Origin of the sequence: Sphingomonas sp. PAMC 26621 (genome assembly GCF_000251145.1) — a bacterium.
GTDB lineage: Bacteria > Pseudomonadota > Alphaproteobacteria > Sphingomonadales > Sphingomonadaceae > Sphingomonas.
The window spans coordinates 35,700-57,262 of the sequence record NZ_AIDW01000013.1 but is presented as its reverse complement, the minus strand read 5'-3'; the positions used below and the strand labels follow the sequence as shown (position 1 = coordinate 57,262).

Sequence of the window (21,563 nt, the reverse complement as noted above, 5' to 3'; positions counted from 1 at the left end):
CGCCGACGCGCCGGACGAAGCCAGGCTCAGTCGGCGTCGATCAGCGCAAGGGTCCGCGCGTCACGCTCGCCGCCGAACCATTTCTCAAGCGCGTGGCCGATGACGGCAGCACCTCCCGCTGCCTCGAAAAGCGTCAGCGAAGATCGTAATTTCATCGCATCGACCCCGCCGAACACACGCTCCGCGCTCCCCCCGGGAAGTGTCTGCAACGCTTCCACCGCGGTCAGATACCGGTCCCCCAGCAGCTGGTCGTCGATGAAGGCGCGCGCCTCGTCGAGCGTACGGATCGCGAAATGGTTCGCGGTCGAACTGGTTCCCAATCCGGCAATCTGCGGAAAGACGAACCAGATCCAATGGCTACGTTTTTCGCCCGCCCGTATCTCGGAAAGGGCCGTTTCAAACATATCGCTCTGAGCGCTCGAAAAGCGGGAAAGATCGAACTGCGCCATTATCTTATCCTGATGGTGCTCGGCATCTGTCATCATCAACGTATCACGCCGCGTTTAGTTCGCTACTCCTCACCGGTAGTACGCGCAGCCCGCCAACGTTTAAGCGCCGCAGCATAGCTTTCCTTGGCGCGATAGGCCGAATCGAGCAGTGTTTTCAACACGGCAGCCTGTTCCCGCGTCTGATCGCGACGTTTGCGGTCCAGCGCGGCCTGCTCGCGGTCAAGCGCGCGATTTTCCTCGGCATGACGGCGTTCCGCATCCGCGACCGCCGCTTCGGCAGCTTCCAGTGCATCGGGCGAGGGGCGCGGCGGCGCTGGCCTGGGTTTGCCGTTCGCCTTGGTCGGTGCCGGACGCCTTGGCTTCGCAGTTTCTGGTTCCGCCGCAGCGTCCGCGCTCGCGGCGGGGCGCTCGACTGCGGGAAGCGCCGCGATCTGTTCCGCGGTCGTCCCGCGCGACCGCTTGAGCACCACCCCGGGCTGCGCCAGCGGTTCCTCGGTCAATGCCGGATCGGTGACGATCTCCGCCACGCCGCGCGCGAAAAGGTCGTGCGTGCTGCCCCATGCCGCGAGCGCGGCCTTCTTCGTCGGCGCGGCGACATAGGCGTCGTGGAAACCGATCGGGGTGCGAAAGACTTTCAGCGCGCGGGGCATGCGAGAACGCTAGACCGCGCGGACTGCGCCGACAACGCAGTGGTAGAACGCGACGGCCTGAAAAGTGGTGCGGGCGGTCGGAATCGAACCGACACTCCTTGCGGAACCGGATTTTGAGTCCGGCGCGTCTACCAGTTCCACCACGCCCGCACGCCAGACCCGCTAGCGTAACCCACGCTTCGCTGCAACACCCTGTTGCAGCGCGATGACAGCTTCGCTCAATTCACCGCGGAGCGCCGACGATAGCTTAGCGCCTCCGCAACATGCGCCCGCCCGACCCCTTCGACTCCCGCAAGATCGGCAATGCTCCGCGCGGTCCGCAGCACGCGCGTATAACCCCGCGCCGACAACCGCATCGCCTCCGCCGCCTGCGCGAGCAGCGCACGCCCTGCCGCGTCCGGAGTCGCCACCCGATCGAGCAGCGCGCCATCCGCCTCGGCATTGGTCCGCACGCCCTCCCCCGCGTAGCGTGCGCGCTGGATCGCGCGGGCAGCCGCGACCCGCGCGGCGACCTCGGCGGAGCCTTCGGCCGGGGGCGGCAGGACGAGATCGGCGGCGCTGACGGCCTGCACCTCGATGTGGAGATCGATCCGGTCGAGCAACGGCCCCGACACCTTCGCCTGATAATCGACCGCACAGCGTGGCGCGCGCGAGCAGGCGAGCGCCGCATCGCCGAGATGTCCGCAGCGGCACGGATTCATCGCCGCGATCAGTTGAACGCGCGCGGGGAAAGTCAGGTGCGCATTGGCGCGCGCGACACTCACCGTCCCCGTCTCGAGCGGCTGGCGCAGCGAATCGAGCACGACTCGCCGGAATTCGGGAAGTTCATCGAGGAAAAGCACGCCGAGATGCGCGAGGCTCACCTCGCCCGGCTTGACCTTGAGCCCACCGCCGACCAGCGCCGCCATCGACGCCGAGTGATGCGGCGCACGGAACGGCCGCGTGCGGGTCAGTCGCCCGCCGGTCAGCGTCCCCGCGACGCTCGCGACCATCGACACCTCGAGTGCCTCGGCCGCGTCGAGCGGCGGGAGGATGCCGGGGAGACACGACGCCATCAGCGACTTGCCCGACCCGGGCGGCCCGACCATCACCAGATTATGCCCGCCCGCCGCCGCGATCTCGAGCGCGCGCTTGGCGGTTTCCTGCCCTTTGACCTGCCGCAGGTCGGGGCCGGGCATGATCGGTTCCGCCTGCCCCGGCGGCGGCGGGGAGAGCAGTCCGTGGCCCTTGAAGTGGTTGATCAGCGCCAGGATGTCGGGCGCCGCGAGCACGCCCTGCCCCGCCCACGCCGCCTCCGCCCCCTGGGCGACCGGGCAGATCAGCCCCTTGCCGAGTTCGGACGCATGCAACGCCGCGAGCAATACCCCCGGCGACGGCGCGATCCGCGCATCGAGCCCGAGTTCGCCGACGACGACATAGTCGCCAAGGTCCTCGGCATCGACGATCCCCATCGCCGCGAGCAACGCCAGCGCGATCGGCAAGTCGAAATGCGAGCCTTCCTTGGGCAGATCGGCGGGAGACAGATTGACCACGATCCGCTTGGGCGGCAGCGCCAGCCCCATCGCGGCGATCGCGCCGCGCACGCGCTCGCGGCTTTCGCCGACAGCCTTGTCGCCCAAGCCCACCACGTTGAACGCGGGCAACCCCGGGATCAACTGGACCTGCACCTCGACCGCGCGCGCCTCCAGCCCCAGATATGCCACCGTCGACACACTTGCTACCATTGCTTCCCCCCCGGGCCTGCGACGGGGCTTAACGGCACGGCCGATGAAGTCCACCGTCTTGCCAAGCGCGCCCGGCTTCCCACATGCTAGCGCGATGCGATCCACCCGCCACCCGATGCTCCGGCTCACGCTGTTCTCGACCGGGGTCGTGCTCGTCGTCGCCTCGCCGATCGTCGGGGCGATTCCGGGGCCTGGCGGGATCTTCGTGTTCGCGGCGGGACTCGCGCTGATGCTGCAGAATTCGCTGTGGGCGAAGAAGCGTTTCGTCCATGCCAAGCGTCGCTGGCCCAAGGTCGGCCATTATGCGGACATGGGGCTACGCCGCCGCAGCGCCGCCCGCCGCCGTGCGCGTGATCGCGCAATTGACTAGCCCGCCCTTTTTGCCTAGGGGGACCGCTTACGAGGCCGTCCGCGTGGCGGCCCTTTTCTGTTTGCAGTCCTAGGGAATGAACGATGAAGCGGACCTTTCAGCCGAGCAATCTGGTGCGTGCACGCCGCCACGGGTTCCGCTCGCGCATGGCGACCCCGGGTGGCCGCAACGTGATTCGCGCCCGCCGCAACCGCGGCCGCAAGAAGCTGTCGGCGTAAACCGGGATCACCGCGGCGCGACCATCGAGACGATGGCGCGCCGCGCCGATTTCCTCGCCGCGAACGCGGGGAAACGCGCGCCGATGCCGGGATTCGTCCTGTTGATGCGGCGGCGCGACGATGGTTCCCCGGCGATGCGCGTGGGGTTTACCGTCACCAAGAAAGTCGGCAATTCCGTCATCCGCAACCGGCTCAAGCGCCGGCTGCGTGCCTTGGCGCGCGAGCTGTTGCCGGTCGCCGGAGTCGAGGGCGCGGATCACGTGCTGATCGGCCGTAGCGGCGGAATCGAACGCGATTACGCGGCGATGCGCAGCGAATTGACCAAAGCGCTGGCGAAGGTGGTGCGGTGATCTTCACCTCCCTTTCCGTCATACCGGCTTCGTACCGGTATCCACGGTGCGGCGCGCTCCCGCCGCTGAATTCGGCTGCCGTGCCGTCGGCGCGGTGGACCCGGGGACAAGCCCGGGGTGACGGTCCTTGTTGATGTGCACCCCGCGCCCCACCCTTCTCGCCCGTGCGCTGATCCTGGTCGCGCGTGGGTGGCAGATTGGCCCGTCCGCGGTGCTTCCGCCAAGCTGCCGCTATCAGCCAAGCTGTTCAAGCTATGCAATTACCGCGCTTCGCCGCTATGGCGCTGTGAAGGGCGGATGGCTGGCCGCGAAACGAATCGCGCGCTGTCATCCCTGGGGCGGGTACGGACCCGACCCGGTCCCATGATCGCCGAAACCCTGATCGACGAACGGATACGACTCGCGTGAAGCACGACAGCAAGAATTTCATCCTCTTCGCGCTCTTTGCCGCGATCATCCTGCTCGGCAGCAACTTCCTCACCCAGAAGTTCTTCCCCGCGGCGAACCCGCCCGCGACCAAGGTCGTCAAGGGCAAGTCGAAGGCGCTCGACACCTCGACCGGCCCCGCCGCGGACGGTGCGATGGCAGTCCGCGATCGCAACCTCGTGCTGCGCGAAAGCGCGGGCCAGCGGATCCGGATCGAGACGCCCAAGCTCAACGGGTCGATCAACCTCAAGGGCGCGTACGTCGATGATCTGACGCTGTCGCAATATCGGGAAACGGTTGCCAAGGGCTCGCCCCCGATTCGGCTGTTTTCGCCGCGCGGGACCAAGGACGCTTATTACGCCGGCTTCGGCTGGTCGGGCGACGGCGTGACCGTCCCCAACGGCGACACCGTCTACACCGCTTCGTCCAACGTGCTGCGCCCCGGCCAGCCGGTCACGCTGAGCTATGCGAACCCGCAGGGCCAGCGGTTCGCACTGACCGTCGCGATCGACGACAAGTACATGTTCACCGTCCGCCAGGTCGCTGCCAACGGGGGCGCGACGCCCATCGCGCTGCGCGCCTATTCGATCATCTCGCGCACCGGCATCGGCACCGAGGCCGACACCTGGACCAACCACGTCGGCCCGATCGGCGTGTTCGACAAGGGCGCGACCTACGACATCACCTATGACAATCTGAAGGGCAAGGACGCCTCGTTCTTCGGCAAGATCTGGGGCAGCGGTGCCAAGCCCGGCGAGAACATGTTCGACGGCAATGGCGGCTGGGTCGGCTTTGGCGACAAATACTGGCTCGCCGCGGTCATTCCCGACGCCAACAGTTCGGTCCATGCCGGCTTCACCGCTGCCAAGGGCGACACCTTCCAGGGCGGCTTCACGCTCGCCCCGCGCGTCGTCGCGCCGGGCAAGGCGCTCGTCACCACCGCCAAGCTGTTCGCCGGTGCCAAGGAAACCAACACGCTCGACCGCTATGAGGATCGCCTCGGCGTCCGCCACTTCGGCAAGGCGATCGACTGGGGCTGGTTCGAGGTCGTCGAGAAGCCGATCTTCAAATATCTCGACTGGTTGTTCCGCATGATCGGCAACTTCGGTGTCGCGATCATCCTGCTCACCGTCACGATCCGCACGCTGATCTTCCCGGTCGCACAGCGCCAGTTCGCGTCGATGGCGGCGATGAAGGCGCTCCAGCCCAAGATGAAGGCGATCCAGGAGAAGTATAAGGACGACAAGGCGCGCCAGCAGCAGGAAGTGATGGCGCTTTACAAGACCGAAAAGGTCAACCCGCTCGCGGGCTGTCTGCCGACGCTGATCCAGATCCCGATCATGTACTCGCTGTACAAGGTGCTGCTGCTGACGATCGAAATGCGCCACCAGCCGTTCGTCGGCTGGATCCACGATCTATCCGCGCCCGACCCTGCGACGATCCTCAACCTGTTCGGCTATCTGCCGTACCATCTGCCGCCGTTCCTCGCGATCGGGATCGTGCCCGTGCTGCTCGGCGTGTCGATGTTCTTCCAGTTCAAGCTCAACCCTGCGCCGATGGACGATGCCCAGAAGCAAGTGTTCGCGCTGATGCCGTGGGTGCTGATGTTCGTGATGGCGCCGTTCGCGGTCGGCCTGCAGGTCTACTGGATCACGTCGAACCTGTGGACCGTCGCGCAGCAGCGGTTGCTGTATGCGCGTCACCCGGGCATGCGTGAGCCTGCCGCTACGAAGGTCGTCAAGGCATGAGTTTCGAACCCGAAGCGATCGAGGCGGCGCGCAAGATCTTCGCGGGGCCGGTGGCCTTCCTGAAGTCCGCGCCCGCGCTCGAATTCCTGCCCAATGCGGTCGTGCCGGAGGTTGCGTTCGCCGGGCGCTCGAACGTCGGCAAGTCGTCGCTGCTCAACGCGCTGACGCATCGAAATTCGCTCGCGCGTACGTCGAACACGCCGGGGCGGACGCAGGAGCTCAACTTCTTCGACGTCGGAACGCCGCTGACGTTCCGGCTCGTCGACATGCCCGGCTATGGTTTTGCCAAGGCGCCCAAGGACATGGTCCGCAAATGGCGCTTCCTGGTGAACGACTTCCTGCGCGGGCGCGACGTGCTCAAACGCGCGCTCGTGCTGATCGACTCGCGTCACGGCATCAAGGACGTCGACCGCGAGATCCTCGAGATGCTCGACAAGGCGGCGGTCAGCTATCGCATGGTGCTGACCAAGGCGGACAAGATCAAGGCAAGCGACCTCGCCGAGGTGACCGAGGCGACGGCGGCTGAAGCCCGCAAGCGGCCCGCGGCGCATCCGGACATTCTGGTGACGTCGAGCGATACCGGGCTGGGCATCCCCGAACTGCGCGCCGCGGTGATCGAGGCGATCGGCTGAGGGGAAGGCGCTGCCCGCGCTGACGGCCTTCTGCTCTACTGCTTCCCCGGCGAAGGCCGGGGCCCAGGAGCGCGCGTTGAGTTTGCGAGCGCAACATCCTGTTACAGCAGCCTTCTCTATTGGGCCCCGACCTGCGCCGGGGAAGGACAGAAAAAGCGGGATCGCTCACCTGGATTAGACGTCCACCGCATCCTGCTCTATACCCGCGGCATGAGCCGTAAGATGCCAAAGCCCCTTCGCCCCCTCCTCATGGCAACCGCATGCGTCGCGGGCATCACGGGCACGTCGGGCGGCGCCTTTGCGCAAAACCTCGATCCGGCGCCTTCTGCCCCTACCAGCTCCACCCCGCGAGGTGACACGATCCGCCTCAGCGATGCCGAGCGCGACGCTATCCTGAACAGCAACACCGTGGAAAGCGCAGCGATTGCACGCGGCGAACGTGACGAGTCCGGCAAGCCTGGCCTCGGGATTCACGGCGAAGTCGGTGCGATGATCGGTTCGAACGGCCTGCGCAGCGCGTACGGCGTTGCGGCGATCCCGCTGGGCGACAATGCCGGCGCGGTTGTGTCGTTCGAAAGCACGCAGTTCGGCGGGTATCGCCGCGGTCGCTGAGCCCGCCGCCACGCGCCGTTTCCCATACATTCGAAACAAGAAAGCCGCCGGCACGAGGCCGACGGCTTTCCCTTGGTATCCGGATGATCCGGATCAGGCGGCGTATACGCGGGGGGCGCGCGTACGCAGGCGCCGCAGTGCAAAGCCGATCCCGCCGAAGCCCAGCAGCATCATTGCCCAGGTCGCGGGTTCGGGAACCGCGCCGGTCGGCTGGAAGTTGGCGCGCTGCGCGACCGACCCGTCCTGCGTCGTGAAGGTGCCGCCCAAATTGTAGCCGGTCGCGTTGGTGCGGAAGATATAGGTCGCGCTGGTCTGGCCGCCCGCTTCCAGCCCATTGTCGCCGAAGTCCGCCCGGACGACCGAACCGCTGCCGTTGCGCGAAGCGGTCGTGGTCGAGCCGGGGGGCCCCTGCAAATTGGGGTTGTTGGCGGCGGCGAAGATGCCCGCGCCGTCGAAGTCGGTCGTATCGACCAGTGCATCGACGGTGTAACCGAGGAAGCCCGCGGTGGTCAGGTTGTACACTTCATCGCCCGCATTGATCGTGCTGATTGCGACCTGATAATAGAAATCCAGCGTCCCCAGCGTGTTCTGATACACCGCGCTGCGCAGGAAACCGGTGTAGGTGGTGGCACCGGTCGTCCCGGTCTCGATCTCGGCGAGCCGGGTTCCGCGCGTGGCGGCGTTGAATGCCGAAAAAGCCACGCCACTCTGGCCGGGCATCAGGACGGTTGCGCTCGCCGGCGCGGAGGCCGCGATGCCCATGGCGGTCGCTATCGCCAGAAATCCGATATGCTTCATGAAACTTCCCTTTCCAACGGATTGAGCAGGACCAGCGGTAAACCCGCTCGTCACCGGCGCGCATCAGCCGCCAGGCGCGGAAGGAACGTTAATGTTCGGTAAATATACGCAGTCTCGTACGAAAGAAGGTAACCAGCGTACGGGCTGTCAGGACAGATTATGACATGCCGCGCTGGCGCAAGCGTTCCCACCGAAGCGTCTGGACAATCCGTGCCGAACCGTTCGCCGGTTCACCCGTTCGCCACGCGGGTGTTGAACCCCGGGAGTCTCCCCCGTCGTTCAGCCCTCGGCGTAGGTCGCCGCATGCTCCACCGAAAACGCCACCGACCGCGCGATGAAACAATGCGCGCCGACCTGCGCATGGAGTGCATCCGCCGCCGCCACGTCGCTCCCCGCCGCCAGCGTGATGTGCGGCCGCAATACCGCGCGGACGAACCGCCCGGTTCCGTCGGGCGCGCTTTCGCCCACACCGAGCGGATCGTCGGCATAGCCCGTCACGACGATCCCGGCGCTGCTCGCCAGATGCAGGAACCACAGCATGTGGCACGCCGCGAGCGACGACAGCAGCAGATCCTCGGGATTGGGCAGCGTGGGATCGCCGCCGAGCCGAGGATCGTTCGAGCACGCGACCGCCGCCCCGCCGGGCGTCACCAGGTCCCAGGTCCGGTCGTATCCCCGGTAGCTTTGCGTCCCCGCCCCGCGATTGCCGGTCCACGCGATCCGCGCGGTGAAATCGTGCCCCGCCATGCTACCCCTCGATGATGTGCGGCACGAAGCGCGCGGTATTGCCCGTGATCGGGCCGTCCTCGCGGATCCCCATGCCCGCGGGCGCGCCGTCGACCACCCACGCGCCGATCACGGGGCGCTGCGTCCCGCTGCCGGGCAGGTCGTAGAGCGCCTGATAGACGAATCCTTCCGCGCCATAGTCGCCGGCACTTTCCGCGAGCGTCGCGCCGCCCTTGACCAGCGTCACGTTCGCACCCTCGCGCGCGAGCAGCGGCTTGCGGACATGGTCCCCGAGCAGCGGCGTCCGCCGCGCCTCGAGCAGATTGGGGTGCCCCGGGAACAGTTCCCACAACACCGCGAGGATCGCCTTGTTGCTCCACAGCATCTTCCAGATCGGCTCGATCCAAAGCGTCGTGCCAAGGCTTTCGACCAGATCCTTGCCGAACGGCTCATTCACCAGCCATTCCCATGGATAAAGATGGAAGATCGCGTCGATCGGCATGTTGTCGAGATCGACGAACCGCCCCCCTGCGCTGTCCCAGCCAAGCTCCGGCATTTCGATCAGCCGCGTCTCGATCCCCGCCGCGCGTGCGGTATCGGCGAGATAGGCGGTGGTGACGCTGTCCTCGCCCGCCGCGTCGGCGACGTGCGCGAGATACAGCGCGCTGCTCCCTGGCGGCGGCGCGATGTCGCGCCACTTGGCGATCAGCGCCTCGTGCAGGCGGTTATACTGGTCCGCATCCGGGAAGACCGCTTCCTTCCAGTCCCACTGGATCACCGCCGCCTCGACCAGCGAAGTCGGCGTGTCGCAGTTGAACTCGAACAATTTGGGCGGTGCCACGCCGTCATAGCCAAGGTCGAAGCGCCCGAAATTGAGCGCGGGCGGCTCGGCGTTCCACGAATCGTGGATCGCATCGTGGCAGAAGTCGGGAATGCCGAAATCGCCCAACAGTTCGCGGTCGAGCACGTGCTGGCCCGCCGCGATGAACATCTCGTACAGGTCGGCGCTCGCCGACTCGATCGTCGCGATCTGCGCGGCGGTGAAGCTGTAGCACGCGCTTTCGTCCCAATAGGGCTTGCCGTCGGCGGTGTGCCAGACGAGCCCCAACGCCTCGACCTGCGCCTGCCAGTCGGCGCGCGGCGTCGTTTCGATCCGGCGCATCACTCGCCACCCCCGCCGCCGCCACGCGCGCTCATGCCGAAGCCACCGCGCGAGACGGTCGCGGCGGACGCGCGCGCGTAGCTCGTCCCGGCGCGCGGCGACATGTAGCCGCCCGCCAGCGGTCGCCCCATCGGGGGCACGACGCTGCCGCGCGAGAGGTAATACCACGCCGCCGCGCCCATGATCGCGCCGTTCATGCCGTGCCCGCCACCGCTGCGCGCGCAATTGGCGTCCGCCGTGCGCACGCCGTTCGCATCGCGGCACACCGCGACATCGGACCGGGCGACGTCGGTCGAGGGGCCACAGCCGCTCGCGAGCAACGCGGTCGCGACTGCGCTGGTGATGGGTAGAAATCTGGGATCGAACGTACGCTTCGTCATCGAAAAACCTCCCCGTGTATCGCGAGCATAAGGCACGCGGGGCGGCGGGAACAGGAAAACCGGGCCTAGCCGTGCCCAGGACCAGCCGCTGGCAGTGCATGCGCCCCCCGGACTCCCGCCTTTGCGGGAGAACGGTGCACGACGGTCTCGTTCCCACCAGATCCCTCGCTCGCCGCTTCGCCGCTCAGTCGCGCTTGTCCTCGACCAGCGCAAGGAACGGCTTGGCGAGCCCCTGATACAGCCGCTCGCGGCACACCAGCGTACTCGCCGCATCCGCGATCAGCGCGGTCGCGAACAACGGCAAGATCATTCCCCGTGCAGCGGTCGCCTCCATCACGATGATCACCGCGGTCAGCGGCGCGCGCACTACGCCGACGAAATACGCCGTCATGCCGAGGAGAACGACCGCGCCCGCCGGTTCGGCACTGAACAGCCCGGTCAGCAGATTGCCCAGCCCCGCCCCGACCGCCAGCGACGGCGCGAAGATCCCGCCCGGCGCGCCACTCAGCGTCGTCGCGAGCGCCGCGAGGAACTTGGCGGGGCCGAAATATTGCGATTGCCCCGTCCCCTCGACCAGCGCGCGGGTCGCGCCATAGCCCGTCCCCCAGGTACTCCCGCCGGTCGCGATTCCCAGCACCGCCACGACGAGACCGCAACCGAGCGCAAGCAGGATCGGTCGAGACCGCGCGACCACCACCGGACGCCATTGCGTCGTCGCGAACCCGAGCACCAGCCGCGCGAAGCCACCCCCCGCCGCGCCCCCCAGCACGCCTGCGACCGGCGCCAGCGTCAGCACCGCGGTCACGCCGAGCGTCGCGTGCATCGCGCCGAAATAGACGTAATCCCCTGAAATACCGAGGCTGGTCAGCCCCGCGATCATTACCGCACCCATTACCAGCACCGCGACGCGTTGTTCATAGGCGGCGGCAAGTTCCTCGATCGCGAAGGCGACCCCTGCGAGCGGCGTGTTGAACGCCGCCGCAACGCCCGCCGCGCCGCCCGCGATCAGCACGCCCGCGGTGATCGGCACGCGGAAATAGCGGTGGACCTTGACCATGATCGCCGCGCTGACCTGCACCGTCGGCCCCTCGCGCCCGACCGAAGCACCGCCGAGCAGCATCACCACCGTCAGCACGAGCTTGGCCGCCGCGGTCCGCAGCGAGACCAGCGCCGCCGCCGCGCGCGATTCGGGCGCGCGGCTCGCCGCGATCACCTGGGGAATGCCCGAGCCGCGCGCAAAAGGCGCGAACCGCCGGGTGATCCACACCACCAGCACGAACACCGCCGGCGTCAGCACCAGCGGCGCATACGGCCAGCGGACCACGAACGCCGCGAAGAATGCCTGCGCCCGGTCGCTGACCCCGGCAAACGCCAGCGCCGCGAGCCCGAGCAGCACAGCGCCGACCCCGGTGGCCATCCGCCGCCGCAGCCGCCCGAGATGTTCCCCCGCCTGCCGCGAGCCGCGCCGCCGCCAGACGATGGACACCAGTCGGACGAGTTGGGGAATGTTGCGACTCATGCCGCGCGTCATGCGGGATCGATCCCGGAGATGCCACCCGGGATTGCGGCGTTGCGTGGCGTCCGGCGCTCGCTTAGGCAGGGGGCATGAAACTGATCATCGGCAACAAGGCCTATTCGTCCTGGTCCATGCGCGGCTGGCTCGCGTGCAAGCAATCGGGCCTGCTGTTCGAGGAAGCGGTCGTCCCGCTGTACGACGCCGAATGGGACAAGCGCCGCGAGGGCGACGAGTTCGCGCCCTCCTCGGGCAAGGTGCCGATCCTGTGGGACGGCGACGCGGTGGTGTGGGACAGCCTCGCGATCGTCGAATATCTCGCCGAGAAGACCAGCCGCGACCTGTTCTGGCCCGCCGACGATTCGGCGCGCGCGATGGCGCGCTCGATGGCGGCGGAAATGCATTCGAGCTTCACCGCGCTGCGCCGCAAGCACAGCATGAACGTCCGCCAGATCTTCGCGCCCGTCGCCCCCGATGCCGACGTGCTTGCTGACCTGCAGCGAATCATGGAATTGTGGGCGCAGGCGCGCGCGCGCTTCGGTGGCGAGGGGGACTTCCTGTTCGGCGCGTTCGGCGCGGCCGACATCATGTATGCGCCGGTCGTCACGCGGATCATCACCTACGGCCTGCCGATCGCGCGCTTCGCGAACGGGTATATGGACGCGGTGCTCCACCACCCGTTCGTCCAGGACTGGATCGCGCAGGCGCAGGAAGAGGAATGGGTGATCGAACAATACGAGCAGCCCGCCGCGACCGTTTAACCCACGCGTCATCCCCGTTCAGGGCAAGCGCCGCGTTTCATACGGCGTTCCATCGCGATGGTGGTAGCCGTCGGGCCCGAAGCGCATGTCGATGTCCGGATAATCCCCGCCCACCAGCCTCGGCCCCGCGCCGATCGCGACAAAGACGCAGTCCGCATCGCTGCGGTTCTGCAAATGATGCCCGCTCCGCGTCCCCGCGGCGAAGGCCGCGACGTCGCCCGGACGCAGGACCGTCTCCCCCGCGTCCTCGACCAGCACGGCTTCCCCCGCCAGCATGACGACCAGCTCGTCCTCGTCCTCATGCCAGTGGCGCTGCGACGACCACGCGCCGGGCGCAAGCACGACGTGGCTCGCGCCGAGGTGGACCAGCCCGGCGACGGGCGCCAGGCGACGGTACAGGCGCCCTTCCACCGCGGCATCGAACGGCGGCGGATACCCCGTTGCGTTTGTCTGTGGGATCATCGCGAGATCGAGTTTCGGCACCATTCCCTCCGGCTGAGCGCTCGGTGGAATGGCGCCTCCCGGTCGTTTCGACAAGACAACGAAAAGGCCGCCGGTCCTATCGGACCGGCAGCCTTCCCGCTACGCTGCACCGATCGAAATCAGGCGTGGGCGAGCCGCGGCGTGGCGCTGCGGCGCGAGCGCAGGCCGAGGCCGATCATGCCGAAGCCCGCGAGCATCATCGCCCAGGTGGTGGGCTCGGGAACCGCGCCCTCGACTGCGGTGAACGAGAACTGGCCCGCATAATCCCGGTCGTCGCCGCCGGGGCGCGCGACATTGCCGCTGACATTGTTGGCGTGCACGCGGTCCCAGCCGAAACCGACAAACGTGTAGGTCGTGTTGCCGACGGTGGACGAGGTCACATCGAGGGCCTCATCGAAAAGCGGATCGTACACGCCCGAGATCGTCGCGCCGTCAGCGAACTTGAGCGTCAGCGTGTAGCGCGGGTCCGATGCGGCCTTGCCACCGATCGGCCAGCCGTCGCCGTTGATCGTGAAGCTGTTGAGGCCGGCTTCGGTCGGATCGTTGATCGCCTGGCCAGTCGGGTTCATCACATTGCCGAGCGGCTGCTGCAGGAAGACGGTGTAGTTGCCGGTCGAGCTGGTCGTGTTCCATACGGTCGCGCCGTTCGATCCCGTGACCGCTGCGCTGACGAGGTTTGCGGCGGCGTTGGCGCCGGTCGAAACGAGTGCGAGTGCGGTGGCGGCAGCAGCGAACAGGATGGTCTTAGTCATTAACTTTACTCTCTATTTTCAATGCGTCTCTGCCCATCACCTTCGCAAACGGCGTGCCAATCGAGCATTGCCGGGGCCCTTTATCGTTAATGCCCTGCGAGGGTGTAAGCCGGGCTGACAGCCCCCGCCTGCATCGCGATGCGGCGGCGACGCATCGGCGATTTGCGCCTGTCCCTCCCTGAGTCACGTCGGACGGGGTTCGGGCGTAACGCGGGTGGCACCGAGACAATCTCCGCATGACGGCGGCGGGATTGAAAGCGGCGGTCGCATCGGCGATGTCGGAAGGATGGACCACACCGCCCCTGCCCTCGACGTCGCCGCGCTGGCGACCGCCCTGCTCGCCTGCCCCAGCATCACGCCCGCGCGCGGCGCGGTGTTCGACGTGCTCGCGGACGCGCTCGCGCCGCTCGGCTTCACGGTCGACCGCTTCGTGGTGGGCGACGCGCCCGACGGACCGGTCGAGAACCTGCTCGCGACCCGCGCCGGTACCGGTCGGCATCTCGCGTTCGCGGGGCATCTCGACGTCGTCCCGCCCGGCGATGGCTGGACCGACGACGCCTTCACCCCGACGACGCGGGGCGGTTTGCTGTATGGGCGCGGTGCGGTCGACATGAAGGGGGCGATCGCGGCGTTCGTCGCCGCGATCCCGGCGGCCCCGGGCGCACCGCTCAGCCTCATCATCACCGGCGACGAGGAAGGCCCCGCCACCTACGGTACCCGCGCGCTGATCGACCGGATGCGCGACCGCGGCATCGCGCCCGACCTGTGCCTCGTCGGCGAACCCACCTCGGCGCAGCGGCTCGGCGATACGATCAAGATCGGGCGGCGCGGGTCGGTCAACCTCTGGCTTCACGTGCCTGGCAAGCAGGGCCATGTCGCCTACCCCCAGCTCGCCGACAATCCGATCCCGCGGCTGGTCGCGATGCTCGCCGAGATCGAGGGGATCGTGCTCGATGCGGGCAACCGCTGGTTCCAGCCGTCGAATATCGAGATCACCGACATCACCGTCGGCAACCCCGCGACCAACGTCATTCCCGCCCGCGCCGACGCGCGGCTCAGCATCCGGTTCAACGACGAACAGACCGGAGCCGCGCTGGTCGATCGGATCACCGCGCTGGTGGCGCGGCACGATCCCGCCGCGACCGTCACCGCGCGGATTTCGGGCGAGGCGTTCCTAACCGAGCCCGGCCCCCTCTCCGCGCTGGTCGCGGCGGCGATCGAGCGGCAGACGGGGATCGTCCCCGAACTTTCGACCACCGGCGGCACGTCCGATGCCCGCTTCCTGTCGCGCTTGTGCCCAACGGTCGAGTTCGGGTTACTCAACGCAACGATGCACAAGCTCGACGAAGCGGTCGCGCTGGCGGATCTCGCGGCGCTGACCGCGATCTACGCGGATATCATCGTAAGCGTGGCGGCTTGAGGCAGCGCAGGATCGGCAAGTCTGTCGCGCACAGACTGCTCAAAGTGCTTCCCCGGCGAAGGCCGGGGCCATGTAGCGAGACGGAATAGGTCGGCCGCTGCGTGCCGTTACTGCCACCAACGCCCCTGGCCCCAGCCTTCGCCGGGGAAGTGTCGAAAGGGGGAAGCGTTGGTTTCCCCCCGCGACGTACTTATAGCGCGTCGAAGTCGATCGGCGCGAACCGGTCGATCGCGGCGTCCGCGCGAGGCATCGGATATTTGAGCCCGGTCGCGCAATTGAACAACACGACGCGCTCGTCCTCATCCACTTCTCGGGTCCGCAGCGCCTCGCGATACGCCGCGAGCGTCGCGCCCCCTTCCGGGCAGAGCAGCAGCCCGTCCTTCCTCGCGCAATCGTCGACCGCCTGCAGGATCGCGGGATCGCCGACGCCGAGCGCCTTGCCGCCGCTCTCGCGCACCGCGCGCAGGATCAGGAAGTCGCCGACCGCCTTGGGGACGCGGATCCCCGCCGCCACCGTCGCCGCGTCTTCCCAACGTTCTGCATGTTCCTCGCCCGCCTCGAACGCGCGGACGATCGGTGCGCAGCCGCTTGCCTGCACCGCATACATGCGCGGGCGCTCCGACCCGATCCAGCCGAGCTTCTCGAGCTCGTCGAACGCTTTCCACATGCCGATCAGGCCGGTGCCACCACCAGTCGGGTAAAAGATCGCATCGGGCAGTTTCCAGCCGAACTGCGCGGCAAGCTCGAGCCCCATCGTCTTCTTGCCCTCGATCCGATACGGCTCCTTGAGGGTCGAGAAATCGAACCAGCGTCCTTCCGCCGCGCCCTTGCCGACGATCGCGCCGCAATCGTCGATCAGGCCGTTGACGCGGTAAACGCGCGCGCCCTGCAGCGCGATCTCGCGGACGTTGATCTCGGGCGTATCGTCGGGACAGAAGACGATCGTCTCGATCCCGCACCGCGTCGCATAGGCCGCGAGCGCCGCACCGGCATTACCGTTGGTCGGCATCGCGATCCGCGTCACGCCCAGTTCCTTCGCCATCGCCACCGCCATGACGAGCCCGCGCGCCTTGAACGATCCGGTCGGCAGGCGTCCCTCGTCCTTGACCAGAACATTGGGGCTGCCCGCGCTCTTGGGAATGGCGAGCAACGGCGTCTCGATCTCGCCGAGGCTGACGATGTTCTCGGTCCGGCGCACCGGCAGCAGCTCACGCCAGCGCCACAGGTCGGTGGGACGCGCCATGATCGCCTCGCGCGTAACCGCAGCCCCGAGTGCAGCCAAATCGTACCGAACAAGGAGGGGGCGTCCGGCCCGTGAAAGCCCGCTGAGAACATCCGCAGGATACCGCTCCCCGGTCAACGAACATTCGAGATGCGAAACGAACGTCGGGCGATCAATCGTCATGTTGCTAGGCATTTGGACTCCATTTCCTTCTTGCACCTTTTGGATGAACGTGCTGTCATAAAGCGTGGACCATTAGTCTTGGGCTAACTGTACAATTGCTTCAATGGACCCGAGAGATTCTTGGAATGAACAATCGCGGCTCTGCCACGACCCTCTTGCTGGTTCTCCCGCTGCCGATCTGGCGATGCGACGGAATCCTGTATCTGGATACGCAGGCGCTGAACGGGCTACGAATGTGGCTGAAGAATTTCAACCGCTTAATCCTGTGCGTTCCCCAGATCGAGGTTGGGTCACAGCCAGTCGGCACATCGCGCTGGGACGGGCAGGTCGATGCGGAGTCATGCCAGCTTTTCACCTTGCCCAACCGCCGCACTATCTTCGGCTTCCTGATCGCGCTGCCTGGTGGGGCAAGACTACTGACCAACCTGATCAACCGGTCAAGTCATCTCCATTTTGCTATCGGCGGTCTTGCCGGAGACTGGGCCGCAATCGGGGCGTTGATCGCGCGATACAAGCAGCGCCGCGCAGCGATCTGGACCGATCGCGTCGAATCGCAGGTCACCCATTTTCAGGCGCAGGAAGCGCACGGGCTGAAGCGCGCCTATCGCCTCGCGACATCTTTCGTGATGAAGCATTTCGAGCGCTTCGTTATCAAGCGCAGTTCGCTTGGCCTGTTGCACGGGGCGGACTGTTACGAAGCCTATGCGCAGTTCAGTCCTTGTCCCCAACTGGTCCACAACATTCACCTGAGTCCTGCCGCGCGGATCAAACCGGACGTGCTGGCCCGCAAGGTTTCGGCCATTACCGAAAGCCGTCCGCTCCGGATCCTGTACGCCGGTCGCGCGCATGGCGACAAAGGCGTCCGCGACTGGATCGACACGCTGCATCTGGCCGCACAGCACGGCGTCGTCTTCCAGGCGAGATGGCTCGGCGACGGCCCGAAACTGGCCGAGGCACGGTCCTATGTGGAGGAACTCGGGCTGCAGAACCGCATTTCCTTTCCGGGACATTCCTCGGATCGCGAGGCGTTCCTGGCGGAGCTGCAAGCCGCCGACGTGTTTCTCTTCTGTCACCAGACCAGCGAGTCCCCGCGCTGCCTGATCGAGGCGCTGCTGTCTGGGACGCCCATCGTCGGCTATGCGAGTTCCTATCCGGAAGATCTGATCAGCAAGCATGCCGGCGGCGTGTTGACCAAGAAGACGCCCGAGGCGCTTGCCGCGGCGCTTTCCAGCCTCAGCGCGGATCGGCCGCAGTTGCGGGAGCTTGTCGTCGCGGCATCGCGCGACGGCGCGCCATTCACTGATGAGGACGTCTTTCGTCATCGCGCCGAACTGATGAAGACCTACGCCTGATCAAGCACGCGGGGTGACCGCGCCCGCCGACAGTCGCGCTATTGTTTTTCGGCGTGGTCGGCGTGACGGCCCCGTCGGGACCGCCACGCCGACAGATCATTGGGCCTTGGCGACCCCGACGAGCGCCGGGCGCAACAGCCGGTCCTTGATCATATAGCCCGACTGCATTTCCTGGACGACCGTGCCGGCCGGCTGGTCGCTCGGCAGTTCGAACATCGCCTGGTGGAAATTCGGATCGAGCTTCTCGCCGATCGTCGTCATCTTCTTGATGCCGTGGCGCTGGAACACCGCCTCGAGCTCGCGGCCCGTTGCGTCGAGCCCGGCGACGAGGCCCTTCATCTTCTCGTCCTCGCGCAGCGCGGCCGGGATCGCATCGAGCCCGCGCGCGAGATTGTCCGCGACCGACAGCAGGTCGCGCGCGAACGCGGTCGACGCATAGGCACGCGCGTCGGCGGTTTCCTTCTCCGCGCGGCGGCGGATGTTCTGCGCCTCGGCGTGGGCGTAGAGCACCGCCTGCTTCGATTCGGCGAGCTCCGCCTCGAGCTTCTCGAACCGCGCGTCGGCGGCATCATGCTCGGCAACCTCGGGAGCGGCTGCGGCGGTTTCCTCGCGCAGGTCCTGGGCCTGGTTAATGTCGTTATCGCTCATGTCGTCCAAAAATCCCTGGTTCAACCCATCAAGCGCGCGAGTGTCGCGGCGGTATAATCCACCATGGGCACGACGCGCGCATAGTTCAACCTCGTGGGGCCAATCACGCCGACGACTCCGACCACGCGACCGTCCAGTCCGCGGAACGGTTTGGCGATCACCGACGACCCCGTCAGCGCGAACAATTTGGTTTCGGCCCCGATGAAGATGCGGGTCGCATCCCCCGCCGCCGCATTGTCGAGCAGCCGCGCAATGTCCTGTTTTCCCTCGAGATCGTCGAGCAGATCGCGGACGCGCTCGAGGTCGGCGGCGGCGGCATCGTCGATCAGCCGCGCCTGCCCGCGAACGATCAGCACCGGGCGGCGGTCGCCATCCTCGCTCCACACCGCGAGCCCGCGTTCGATCAGCGTGCGCGCCGCGCCATCCAGTTCGGCGCGTTCGTCCGCCATCTCGATCTCGATCCGCGCGCGCGCTTCGTCGATCGTCAGCCCGCCGAGCATCGCGCTCATGTAATTGCCTGCCTCGACCAGCGCAGACACCGGCAGCCCCGGCGGCAAGGCGATCACGCGATTCTCGACCGACCCGTCCGCGCCGACGAGCACCGCGAGCGCGCGCTCGGCGGATAGCGGCACGAAGCTCATCTGCCGCAGCACCAACTCGCGCTTGGCGACCATCACCATCCCAGCGCATGCCGACAGGCCCGACAGTGCGGCGGTCGTCGCAGCAATCGCTTCCTCCACCGGCCCGGCATGCGTCAGCCGCGCGGCAATCGCGGCCTGTTCCTCCAGCGAAGGTTCGAGCGCCTGCATCATTCCGTCGACGAACAGCCGCAGCCCGGTTTCGGTCGGCATCCGCCCCGCGCTGGTATGCGGTGCTGCGAGCAGCCCGAGTTCCTCGAGGTCCTGCATCACGTTGCGGATCGACGCGGGCGACAGGTTGAGCCCCGACAGATGCGCGATCGCGCGGGATCCGATCGGCGCGCCGGTGTCGAGATAGCTCTCCACCACCACGCGGAAGATGTCCCGCGCGCGGTCGTTGAGTTCGGTGATCGGGGCTGCGGTCATGCTTACCATATGGCCCCCCTTGGCGCTTCGCTCAACCGCCGTGCCGCGCGCCCGCCTCGCCGCACCTGATCAATGTTATTCTGTTTTCGAGGAACCGTCTCGCCCCCCAAGCGCGTTAACGACACCGCACCTCAGGAGGGCCCGATGCCAAACGTCAACACCGACGATGCCCCGCTATCCGCATCCAAACACAACGCCGCCGCCGTCGAAGCGATGACCGACTCGCTGCTGGAAAAGCGTGGCGATTCGTTTGTCGGGCGCGCGGTCACGATCAATCGGCCGCGTGCCGAACTCTTCGCCTATTTCCGGGACTTCACCAATCTTCCGACCTTCATGGACAATGTCGAGCGGATCGACGTGCTCGACGCCAAGCGGTCGCATTGGGTGGTGAAAGCCCCCGGCGGCAAGACGGTCGAATGGGACTCGGTAGTTACTGACGAAGCCGACGGCGAGTATATCGCCTGGGCGTCCGAACCCGGTGCGGACATCGACAATAGCGGTCGCGTCGATTTCCGCGATGCCGGCGCACGCGGCACCGTCGTCACCGCGACGCTGCTCTACGATCCGCCCGCGGGTGTCGTCGGTAAGCTGATCGCCAAGCTGTTCCAGCGCGAACCCGCGATCCAGGCGCGCCGCGACCTGCGCCGTTTCAAGCAATTGATGGAAACCGGCGAAGTTGCCACCGCCGCGCAGACGCGCAAGCAATATGAAGAGGAGAAGGCCTGATGCGCGCGCTGACCTGGCACGGCCGCCACGACGTCCGCGTCGACACCGTCGACGATCCCGAAATCATCAACCCGCGCGACGCGATCATCAAGATCACCGCGACCGCGATCTGCGGCTCGGACCTGCACCTGTACGACGGCTATATCCCGACGATGCAGTCGGGCGACATCCTTGGCCATGAGTTCATGGGCGAAGTGGTCGAGATCGGCCCCAAGTCGACGCTCAAGAAGGGCCAGAAGGTCGTCGTCCCGTTCACCATCGCGTGCGGGAGCTGCTATCATTGCGGCAAGCATCAATATTCGGCGTGCGACAACGGCCTCCCCGCGGACAATCAGGACATCGCGCAGACGCTGTACGGCCAGCCGATGTCGGGGCTGTTCGGCTACAGCCACATGACCGGCGGCTATGCCGGGGGGCAGGCGGAATATGTCCGCGTGCCGTTCAGCGACGTCGGCCCGATCGTCATCCCCGAGGGGATCGACGACGAAAAGGTGCTGTTCCTGTCCGACATCCTCCCGACCGGCTGGATGGCGGCGGAGAATGCCGACATCGAACCCGGCGATACCGTCGCGGTATGGGGTTGCGGACCGGTCGGCCTGTTCGCGGTGCAGTCGGCGTTCTTGATGGGCGCCGAACGCGTGATCGCGATCGATCATTTCCCGCGCCGCCTCGAACTCGCGAAGAAGTTCGGTGCGGAGACGATCAACTTCGAGGATTCGGCCGTCTATGACGCGCTGATGGAGATGACCGGCGGAATTGGTCCCGACGCCGTGATCGACAGCGTCGGCCTCGAGGCACACGGCTTCTTCGTCGACAACGTGATCGACCAGATCAAGAAGTCGACCTTCCTCGGCACCGATCGCACGCATGCGATCCGCCAGGCGATCTATGCCTGCCGCAAGGGTGGCCGTGTCTCGATGCCTGCAGTATACGGCGGGTTCGTCGACAAGTTCCCGCTCGGGGCGTTCATGGAAAAGGGCCTGACGCTGAAGACCGGGCAGACGCACGTGCAGCATTACCTGCCCGGACTGCTCGCCGCGATCCTCGAGGAGAAGATCGACACGACCTTCCTCATCTCGCACCGGCTGTCGCTGGAAGAGGCACCGCAAGGCTACAAGATGTTCCACGACAACCAGAATGAGGTGACCAAGGTCGTCCTCAAGCCCGGCCTCGCGCCCACGCTCTGACCCATAT

At 66.8% G+C, this 21,563-nt stretch carries 25 protein-coding genes and 1 tRNA gene; 12 read left to right on the top strand and 14 right to left on the bottom strand.

Going from position 1 to position 21,563, the window contains the following annotated elements; all coding sequences use genetic code 11:
* Positions 1-26 precede the first annotated feature (26 nt).
* From RI03_RS06305 to RI03_RS06290, 4 genes are all read right to left on the bottom strand, one after another.
* Positions 27-449, bottom strand: coding sequence for a DUF1810 domain-containing protein (locus RI03_RS06305; RefSeq protein WP_010215993.1), 423 nt, complete (start codon positions 447-449; stop codon positions 27-29).
* Between the two features lie 62 nt (positions 450-511).
* On the bottom strand, positions 512-1,099 hold the full coding sequence (locus RI03_RS06300) for a hypothetical protein (RefSeq protein ID WP_010215991.1): 588 nt from the start codon (positions 1,097-1,099) through the stop codon (positions 512-514).
* A gap of 65 nt (positions 1,100-1,164) precedes the next feature.
* A tRNA-Leu gene (locus RI03_RS06295) sits at positions 1,165-1,249 on the bottom strand.
* A 68-nt stretch (positions 1,250-1,317) separates the two neighbouring features.
* Positions 1,318-2,823: a YifB family Mg chelatase-like AAA ATPase gene (locus RI03_RS06290; protein ID WP_010215989.1), complete on the bottom strand. Its 1,506-nt coding sequence runs from the start codon at positions 2,821-2,823 to the stop codon at positions 1,318-1,320.
* A gap of 43 nt (positions 2,824-2,866) precedes the next feature.
* Here RI03_RS06290 and RI03_RS06285 point away from each other — a divergent pair, with 43 nt between their 5' ends.
* From RI03_RS06285 to RI03_RS06260, 7 genes are all read left to right on the top strand, one after another.
* Positions 2,867-3,193: a hypothetical protein gene (locus RI03_RS06285; protein WP_238542293.1), complete on the top strand. Its 327-nt coding sequence runs from the start codon at positions 2,867-2,869 to the stop codon at positions 3,191-3,193.
* A gap of 83 nt (positions 3,194-3,276) precedes the next feature.
* The gene (rpmH, locus tag RI03_RS06280) at positions 3,277-3,411 is read left to right on the top strand and encodes a 50S ribosomal protein L34 (RefSeq protein WP_010162954.1); all 135 of its coding nucleotides are present in this window, start codon (positions 3,277-3,279) and stop codon (positions 3,409-3,411) included.
* A 32-nt stretch (positions 3,412-3,443) separates the two neighbouring features.
* Positions 3,444-3,761, top strand: coding sequence for a ribonuclease P protein component (gene rnpA / locus RI03_RS06275; RefSeq protein ID WP_010162953.1), 318 nt, complete (start codon positions 3,444-3,446; stop codon positions 3,759-3,761).
* Between the two features lie 133 nt (positions 3,762-3,894).
* A complete protein-coding gene (yidD, locus tag RI03_RS22630) occupies positions 3,895-4,128 on the top strand; it encodes a membrane protein insertion efficiency factor YidD (protein WP_010215987.1) in 234 nt (77 codons plus the stop codon).
* Between the two features lie 37 nt (positions 4,129-4,165).
* The gene (yidC, locus tag RI03_RS06270; RefSeq protein WP_010215986.1) at positions 4,166-5,935 is read left to right on the top strand and encodes a membrane protein insertase YidC; all 1,770 of its coding nucleotides are present in this window, start codon (positions 4,166-4,168) and stop codon (positions 5,933-5,935) included.
* The gene (gene yihA / locus RI03_RS06265) at positions 5,932-6,567 is read left to right on the top strand and encodes a ribosome biogenesis GTP-binding protein YihA/YsxC (RefSeq protein ID WP_010215984.1); all 636 of its coding nucleotides are present in this window, start codon (positions 5,932-5,934) and stop codon (positions 6,565-6,567) included. Before yidC ends, yihA begins: the two co-directional genes overlap by 4 nt.
* A 249-nt stretch (positions 6,568-6,816) precedes the next feature.
* On the top strand, positions 6,817-7,179 hold the full coding sequence (locus RI03_RS06260; protein ID WP_010162949.1) for a hypothetical protein: 363 nt from the start codon (positions 6,817-6,819) through the stop codon (positions 7,177-7,179).
* Positions 7,180-7,272: 93 nt separating this feature from the next.
* Here the strand turns inward: RI03_RS06260 and RI03_RS06255 are convergent, their stop codons facing one another.
* The 5 genes from RI03_RS06255 to RI03_RS06235 all read right to left on the bottom strand — a co-directional run bounded on the left by RI03_RS06255 (position 7,273) and on the right by RI03_RS06235 (position 11,776).
* Positions 7,273-7,977, bottom strand: a complete 705-nt coding sequence (locus RI03_RS06255; RefSeq protein ID WP_010215982.1) for a PEPxxWA-CTERM sorting domain-containing protein — start codon at positions 7,975-7,977, stop codon at positions 7,273-7,275.
* Between the two features lie 279 nt (positions 7,978-8,256).
* The gene (locus RI03_RS06250) at positions 8,257-8,724 is read right to left on the bottom strand and encodes an OsmC family protein (protein ID WP_010215980.1); all 468 of its coding nucleotides are present in this window, start codon (positions 8,722-8,724) and stop codon (positions 8,257-8,259) included.
* A 1-nt stretch (position 8,725) separates the two neighbouring features.
* The gene (locus tag RI03_RS06245; protein ID WP_010215979.1) at positions 8,726-9,865 is read right to left on the bottom strand and encodes a glutathionylspermidine synthase family protein; all 1,140 of its coding nucleotides are present in this window, start codon (positions 9,863-9,865) and stop codon (positions 8,726-8,728) included.
* Complete coding sequence (locus RI03_RS06240) at positions 9,865-10,245, bottom strand: hypothetical protein (protein WP_010215978.1); 381 nt, start codon at positions 10,243-10,245, stop codon at positions 9,865-9,867. Before RI03_RS06240 ends, RI03_RS06245 begins: the two co-directional genes overlap by 1 nt.
* 184 nt (positions 10,246-10,429) lie before the next feature.
* Positions 10,430-11,776, bottom strand: a complete 1,347-nt coding sequence (locus RI03_RS06235) for a chloride channel protein (RefSeq protein WP_010215976.1) — start codon at positions 11,774-11,776, stop codon at positions 10,430-10,432.
* Positions 11,777-11,850: 74 nt separating this feature from the next.
* Between RI03_RS06235 and RI03_RS06230 the strand changes: the two genes are divergently transcribed.
* A complete protein-coding gene (locus tag RI03_RS06230) occupies positions 11,851-12,519 on the top strand; it encodes a glutathione S-transferase family protein (protein ID WP_010162943.1) in 669 nt (222 codons plus the stop codon).
* 18 nt (positions 12,520-12,537) lie between these two features.
* Here RI03_RS06230 and RI03_RS06225 read toward each other — a convergent pair whose 3' ends face one another.
* Both RI03_RS06225 and RI03_RS06220 read right to left on the bottom strand, forming a co-directional pair.
* Positions 12,538-13,005 carry a cupin domain-containing protein gene (locus RI03_RS06225; protein ID WP_010215975.1) on the bottom strand — a complete coding sequence of 156 codons (468 nt, stop codon included), beginning with the start codon at positions 13,003-13,005 and terminating at the stop codon, positions 12,538-12,540.
* 116 nt (positions 13,006-13,121) lie between these two features.
* Positions 13,122-13,754, bottom strand: a complete 633-nt coding sequence (locus RI03_RS06220) for a PEPxxWA-CTERM sorting domain-containing protein (RefSeq protein ID WP_010215973.1) — start codon at positions 13,752-13,754, stop codon at positions 13,122-13,124.
* A 286-nt stretch (positions 13,755-14,040) separates the two neighbouring features.
* On the opposite strand from RI03_RS06220, the gene dapE reads away from it, so the two are divergent.
* Complete coding sequence (dapE, locus tag RI03_RS06215) at positions 14,041-15,174, top strand: succinyl-diaminopimelate desuccinylase (protein ID WP_010215971.1); 1,134 nt, start codon at positions 14,041-14,043, stop codon at positions 15,172-15,174.
* A gap of 190 nt (positions 15,175-15,364) precedes the next feature.
* Here dapE and RI03_RS06210 read toward each other — a convergent pair whose 3' ends face one another.
* The gene (locus RI03_RS06210; protein WP_026046498.1) at positions 15,365-16,591 is read right to left on the bottom strand and encodes a threonine synthase; all 1,227 of its coding nucleotides are present in this window, start codon (positions 16,589-16,591) and stop codon (positions 15,365-15,367) included.
* A 113-nt stretch (positions 16,592-16,704) separates the two neighbouring features.
* Here RI03_RS06210 and RI03_RS06205 point away from each other — a divergent pair, with 113 nt between their 5' ends.
* Entirely contained in the window at positions 16,705-17,931 is a 1,227-nt protein-coding gene (locus RI03_RS06205) for a glycosyltransferase (RefSeq protein ID WP_010215967.1), read from the top strand.
* A 96-nt stretch (positions 17,932-18,027) separates the two neighbouring features.
* Here RI03_RS06205 and grpE read toward each other — a convergent pair whose 3' ends face one another.
* Together grpE and hrcA are read right to left on the bottom strand one after the other, a co-directional pair.
* Positions 18,028-18,579 (bottom strand): nucleotide exchange factor GrpE, encoded by a 552-nt coding sequence (gene grpE, locus RI03_RS06200; RefSeq protein ID WP_010215966.1) that lies wholly within the window; start codon positions 18,577-18,579, stop codon positions 18,028-18,030.
* Positions 18,580-18,599: 20 nt separating this feature from the next.
* On the bottom strand, positions 18,600-19,643 hold the full coding sequence (gene hrcA, locus RI03_RS06195) for a heat-inducible transcriptional repressor HrcA (RefSeq protein WP_010215965.1): 1,044 nt from the start codon (positions 19,641-19,643) through the stop codon (positions 18,600-18,602).
* Positions 19,644-19,787: 144 nt separating this feature from the next.
* On the opposite strand from hrcA, the gene RI03_RS06190 reads away from it, so the two are divergent.
* Both RI03_RS06190 and RI03_RS06185 read left to right on the top strand, forming a co-directional pair.
* Positions 19,788-20,369: an SRPBCC family protein gene (locus RI03_RS06190; protein WP_010215964.1), complete on the top strand. Its 582-nt coding sequence runs from the start codon at positions 19,788-19,790 to the stop codon at positions 20,367-20,369.
* A complete protein-coding gene (locus tag RI03_RS06185) occupies positions 20,369-21,556 on the top strand; it encodes a zinc-dependent alcohol dehydrogenase (RefSeq protein ID WP_010215963.1) in 1,188 nt (395 codons plus the stop codon). The genes RI03_RS06190 and RI03_RS06185 overlap by 1 nt, the downstream gene beginning before the upstream one ends.
* Positions 21,557-21,563: the final 7 nt, after the last annotated feature.

Bases quoted from the DNA above. Each gene is read 5' to 3' on its own strand.
- RI03_RS06300 (WP_010215991.1), bottom strand. From the start codon at position 1,099: ATGCCCCGCGCGCTGAAAGTCTTTCGCACCCCGATCGGTTTCCACGAC.
- yihA (WP_010215984.1), top strand. From the start codon at position 5,932: ATGAGTTTCGAACCCGAAGCGATCGAGGCGGCGCGCAAGATCTTCGCG.
- RI03_RS06305 (WP_010215993.1), bottom strand. From the start codon at position 449: ATGGCGCAGTTCGATCTTTCCCGCTTTTCGAGCGCTCAGAGCGATATG.
- RI03_RS06185 (WP_010215963.1), top strand. From the start codon at position 20,369: ATGCGCGCGCTGACCTGGCACGGCCGCCACGACGTCCGCGTCGACACC.
- RI03_RS06235 (WP_010215976.1), bottom strand. From the start codon at position 11,776: ATGACGCGCGGCATGAGTCGCAACATTCCCCAACTCGTCCGACTGGTG.
- RI03_RS06205 (WP_010215967.1), top strand. From the start codon at position 16,705: ATGAACAATCGCGGCTCTGCCACGACCCTCTTGCTGGTTCTCCCGCTG.
- RI03_RS06260 (WP_010162949.1), top strand. From the start codon at position 6,817: ATGGCAACCGCATGCGTCGCGGGCATCACGGGCACGTCGGGCGGCGCC.
- RI03_RS06245 (WP_010215979.1), bottom strand. From the start codon at position 9,865: ATGCGCCGGATCGAAACGACGCCGCGCGCCGACTGGCAGGCGCAGGTC.
- RI03_RS06250 (WP_010215980.1), bottom strand. From the start codon at position 8,724: ATGGCGGGGCACGATTTCACCGCGCGGATCGCGTGGACCGGCAATCGC.
- RI03_RS06240 (WP_010215978.1), bottom strand. From the start codon at position 10,245: ATGACGAAGCGTACGTTCGATCCCAGATTTCTACCCATCACCAGCGCA.
- RI03_RS06285 (WP_238542293.1), top strand. From the start codon at position 2,867: ATGAAGTCCACCGTCTTGCCAAGCGCGCCCGGCTTCCCACATGCTAGC.
- RI03_RS06220 (WP_010215973.1), bottom strand. From the start codon at position 13,754: ATGACTAAGACCATCCTGTTCGCTGCTGCCGCCACCGCACTCGCACTC.
- RI03_RS06290 (WP_010215989.1), bottom strand. From the start codon at position 2,823: ATGGTAGCAAGTGTGTCGACGGTGGCATATCTGGGGCTGGAGGCGCGC.
- grpE (WP_010215966.1), bottom strand. From the start codon at position 18,579: ATGAGCGATAACGACATTAACCAGGCCCAGGACCTGCGCGAGGAAACC.
- dapE (WP_010215971.1), top strand. From the start codon at position 14,041: ATGGACCACACCGCCCCTGCCCTCGACGTCGCCGCGCTGGCGACCGCC.
- RI03_RS06225 (WP_010215975.1), bottom strand. From the start codon at position 13,005: ATGGTGCCGAAACTCGATCTCGCGATGATCCCACAGACAAACGCAACG.
- rpmH (WP_010162954.1), top strand. From the start codon at position 3,277: ATGAAGCGGACCTTTCAGCCGAGCAATCTGGTGCGTGCACGCCGCCAC.
- RI03_RS06230 (WP_010162943.1), top strand. From the start codon at position 11,851: ATGAAACTGATCATCGGCAACAAGGCCTATTCGTCCTGGTCCATGCGC.
- rnpA (WP_010162953.1), top strand. From the start codon at position 3,444: ATGGCGCGCCGCGCCGATTTCCTCGCCGCGAACGCGGGGAAACGCGCG.
- RI03_RS06210 (WP_026046498.1), bottom strand. From the start codon at position 16,591: ATGCCTAGCAACATGACGATTGATCGCCCGACGTTCGTTTCGCATCTC.
- yidD (WP_010215987.1), top strand. From the start codon at position 3,895: ATGTGCACCCCGCGCCCCACCCTTCTCGCCCGTGCGCTGATCCTGGTC.
- RI03_RS06255 (WP_010215982.1), bottom strand. From the start codon at position 7,977: ATGAAGCATATCGGATTTCTGGCGATAGCGACCGCCATGGGCATCGCG.
- hrcA (WP_010215965.1), bottom strand. From the start codon at position 19,643: ATGACCGCAGCCCCGATCACCGAACTCAACGACCGCGCGCGGGACATC.
- RI03_RS06190 (WP_010215964.1), top strand. From the start codon at position 19,788: ATGCCAAACGTCAACACCGACGATGCCCCGCTATCCGCATCCAAACAC.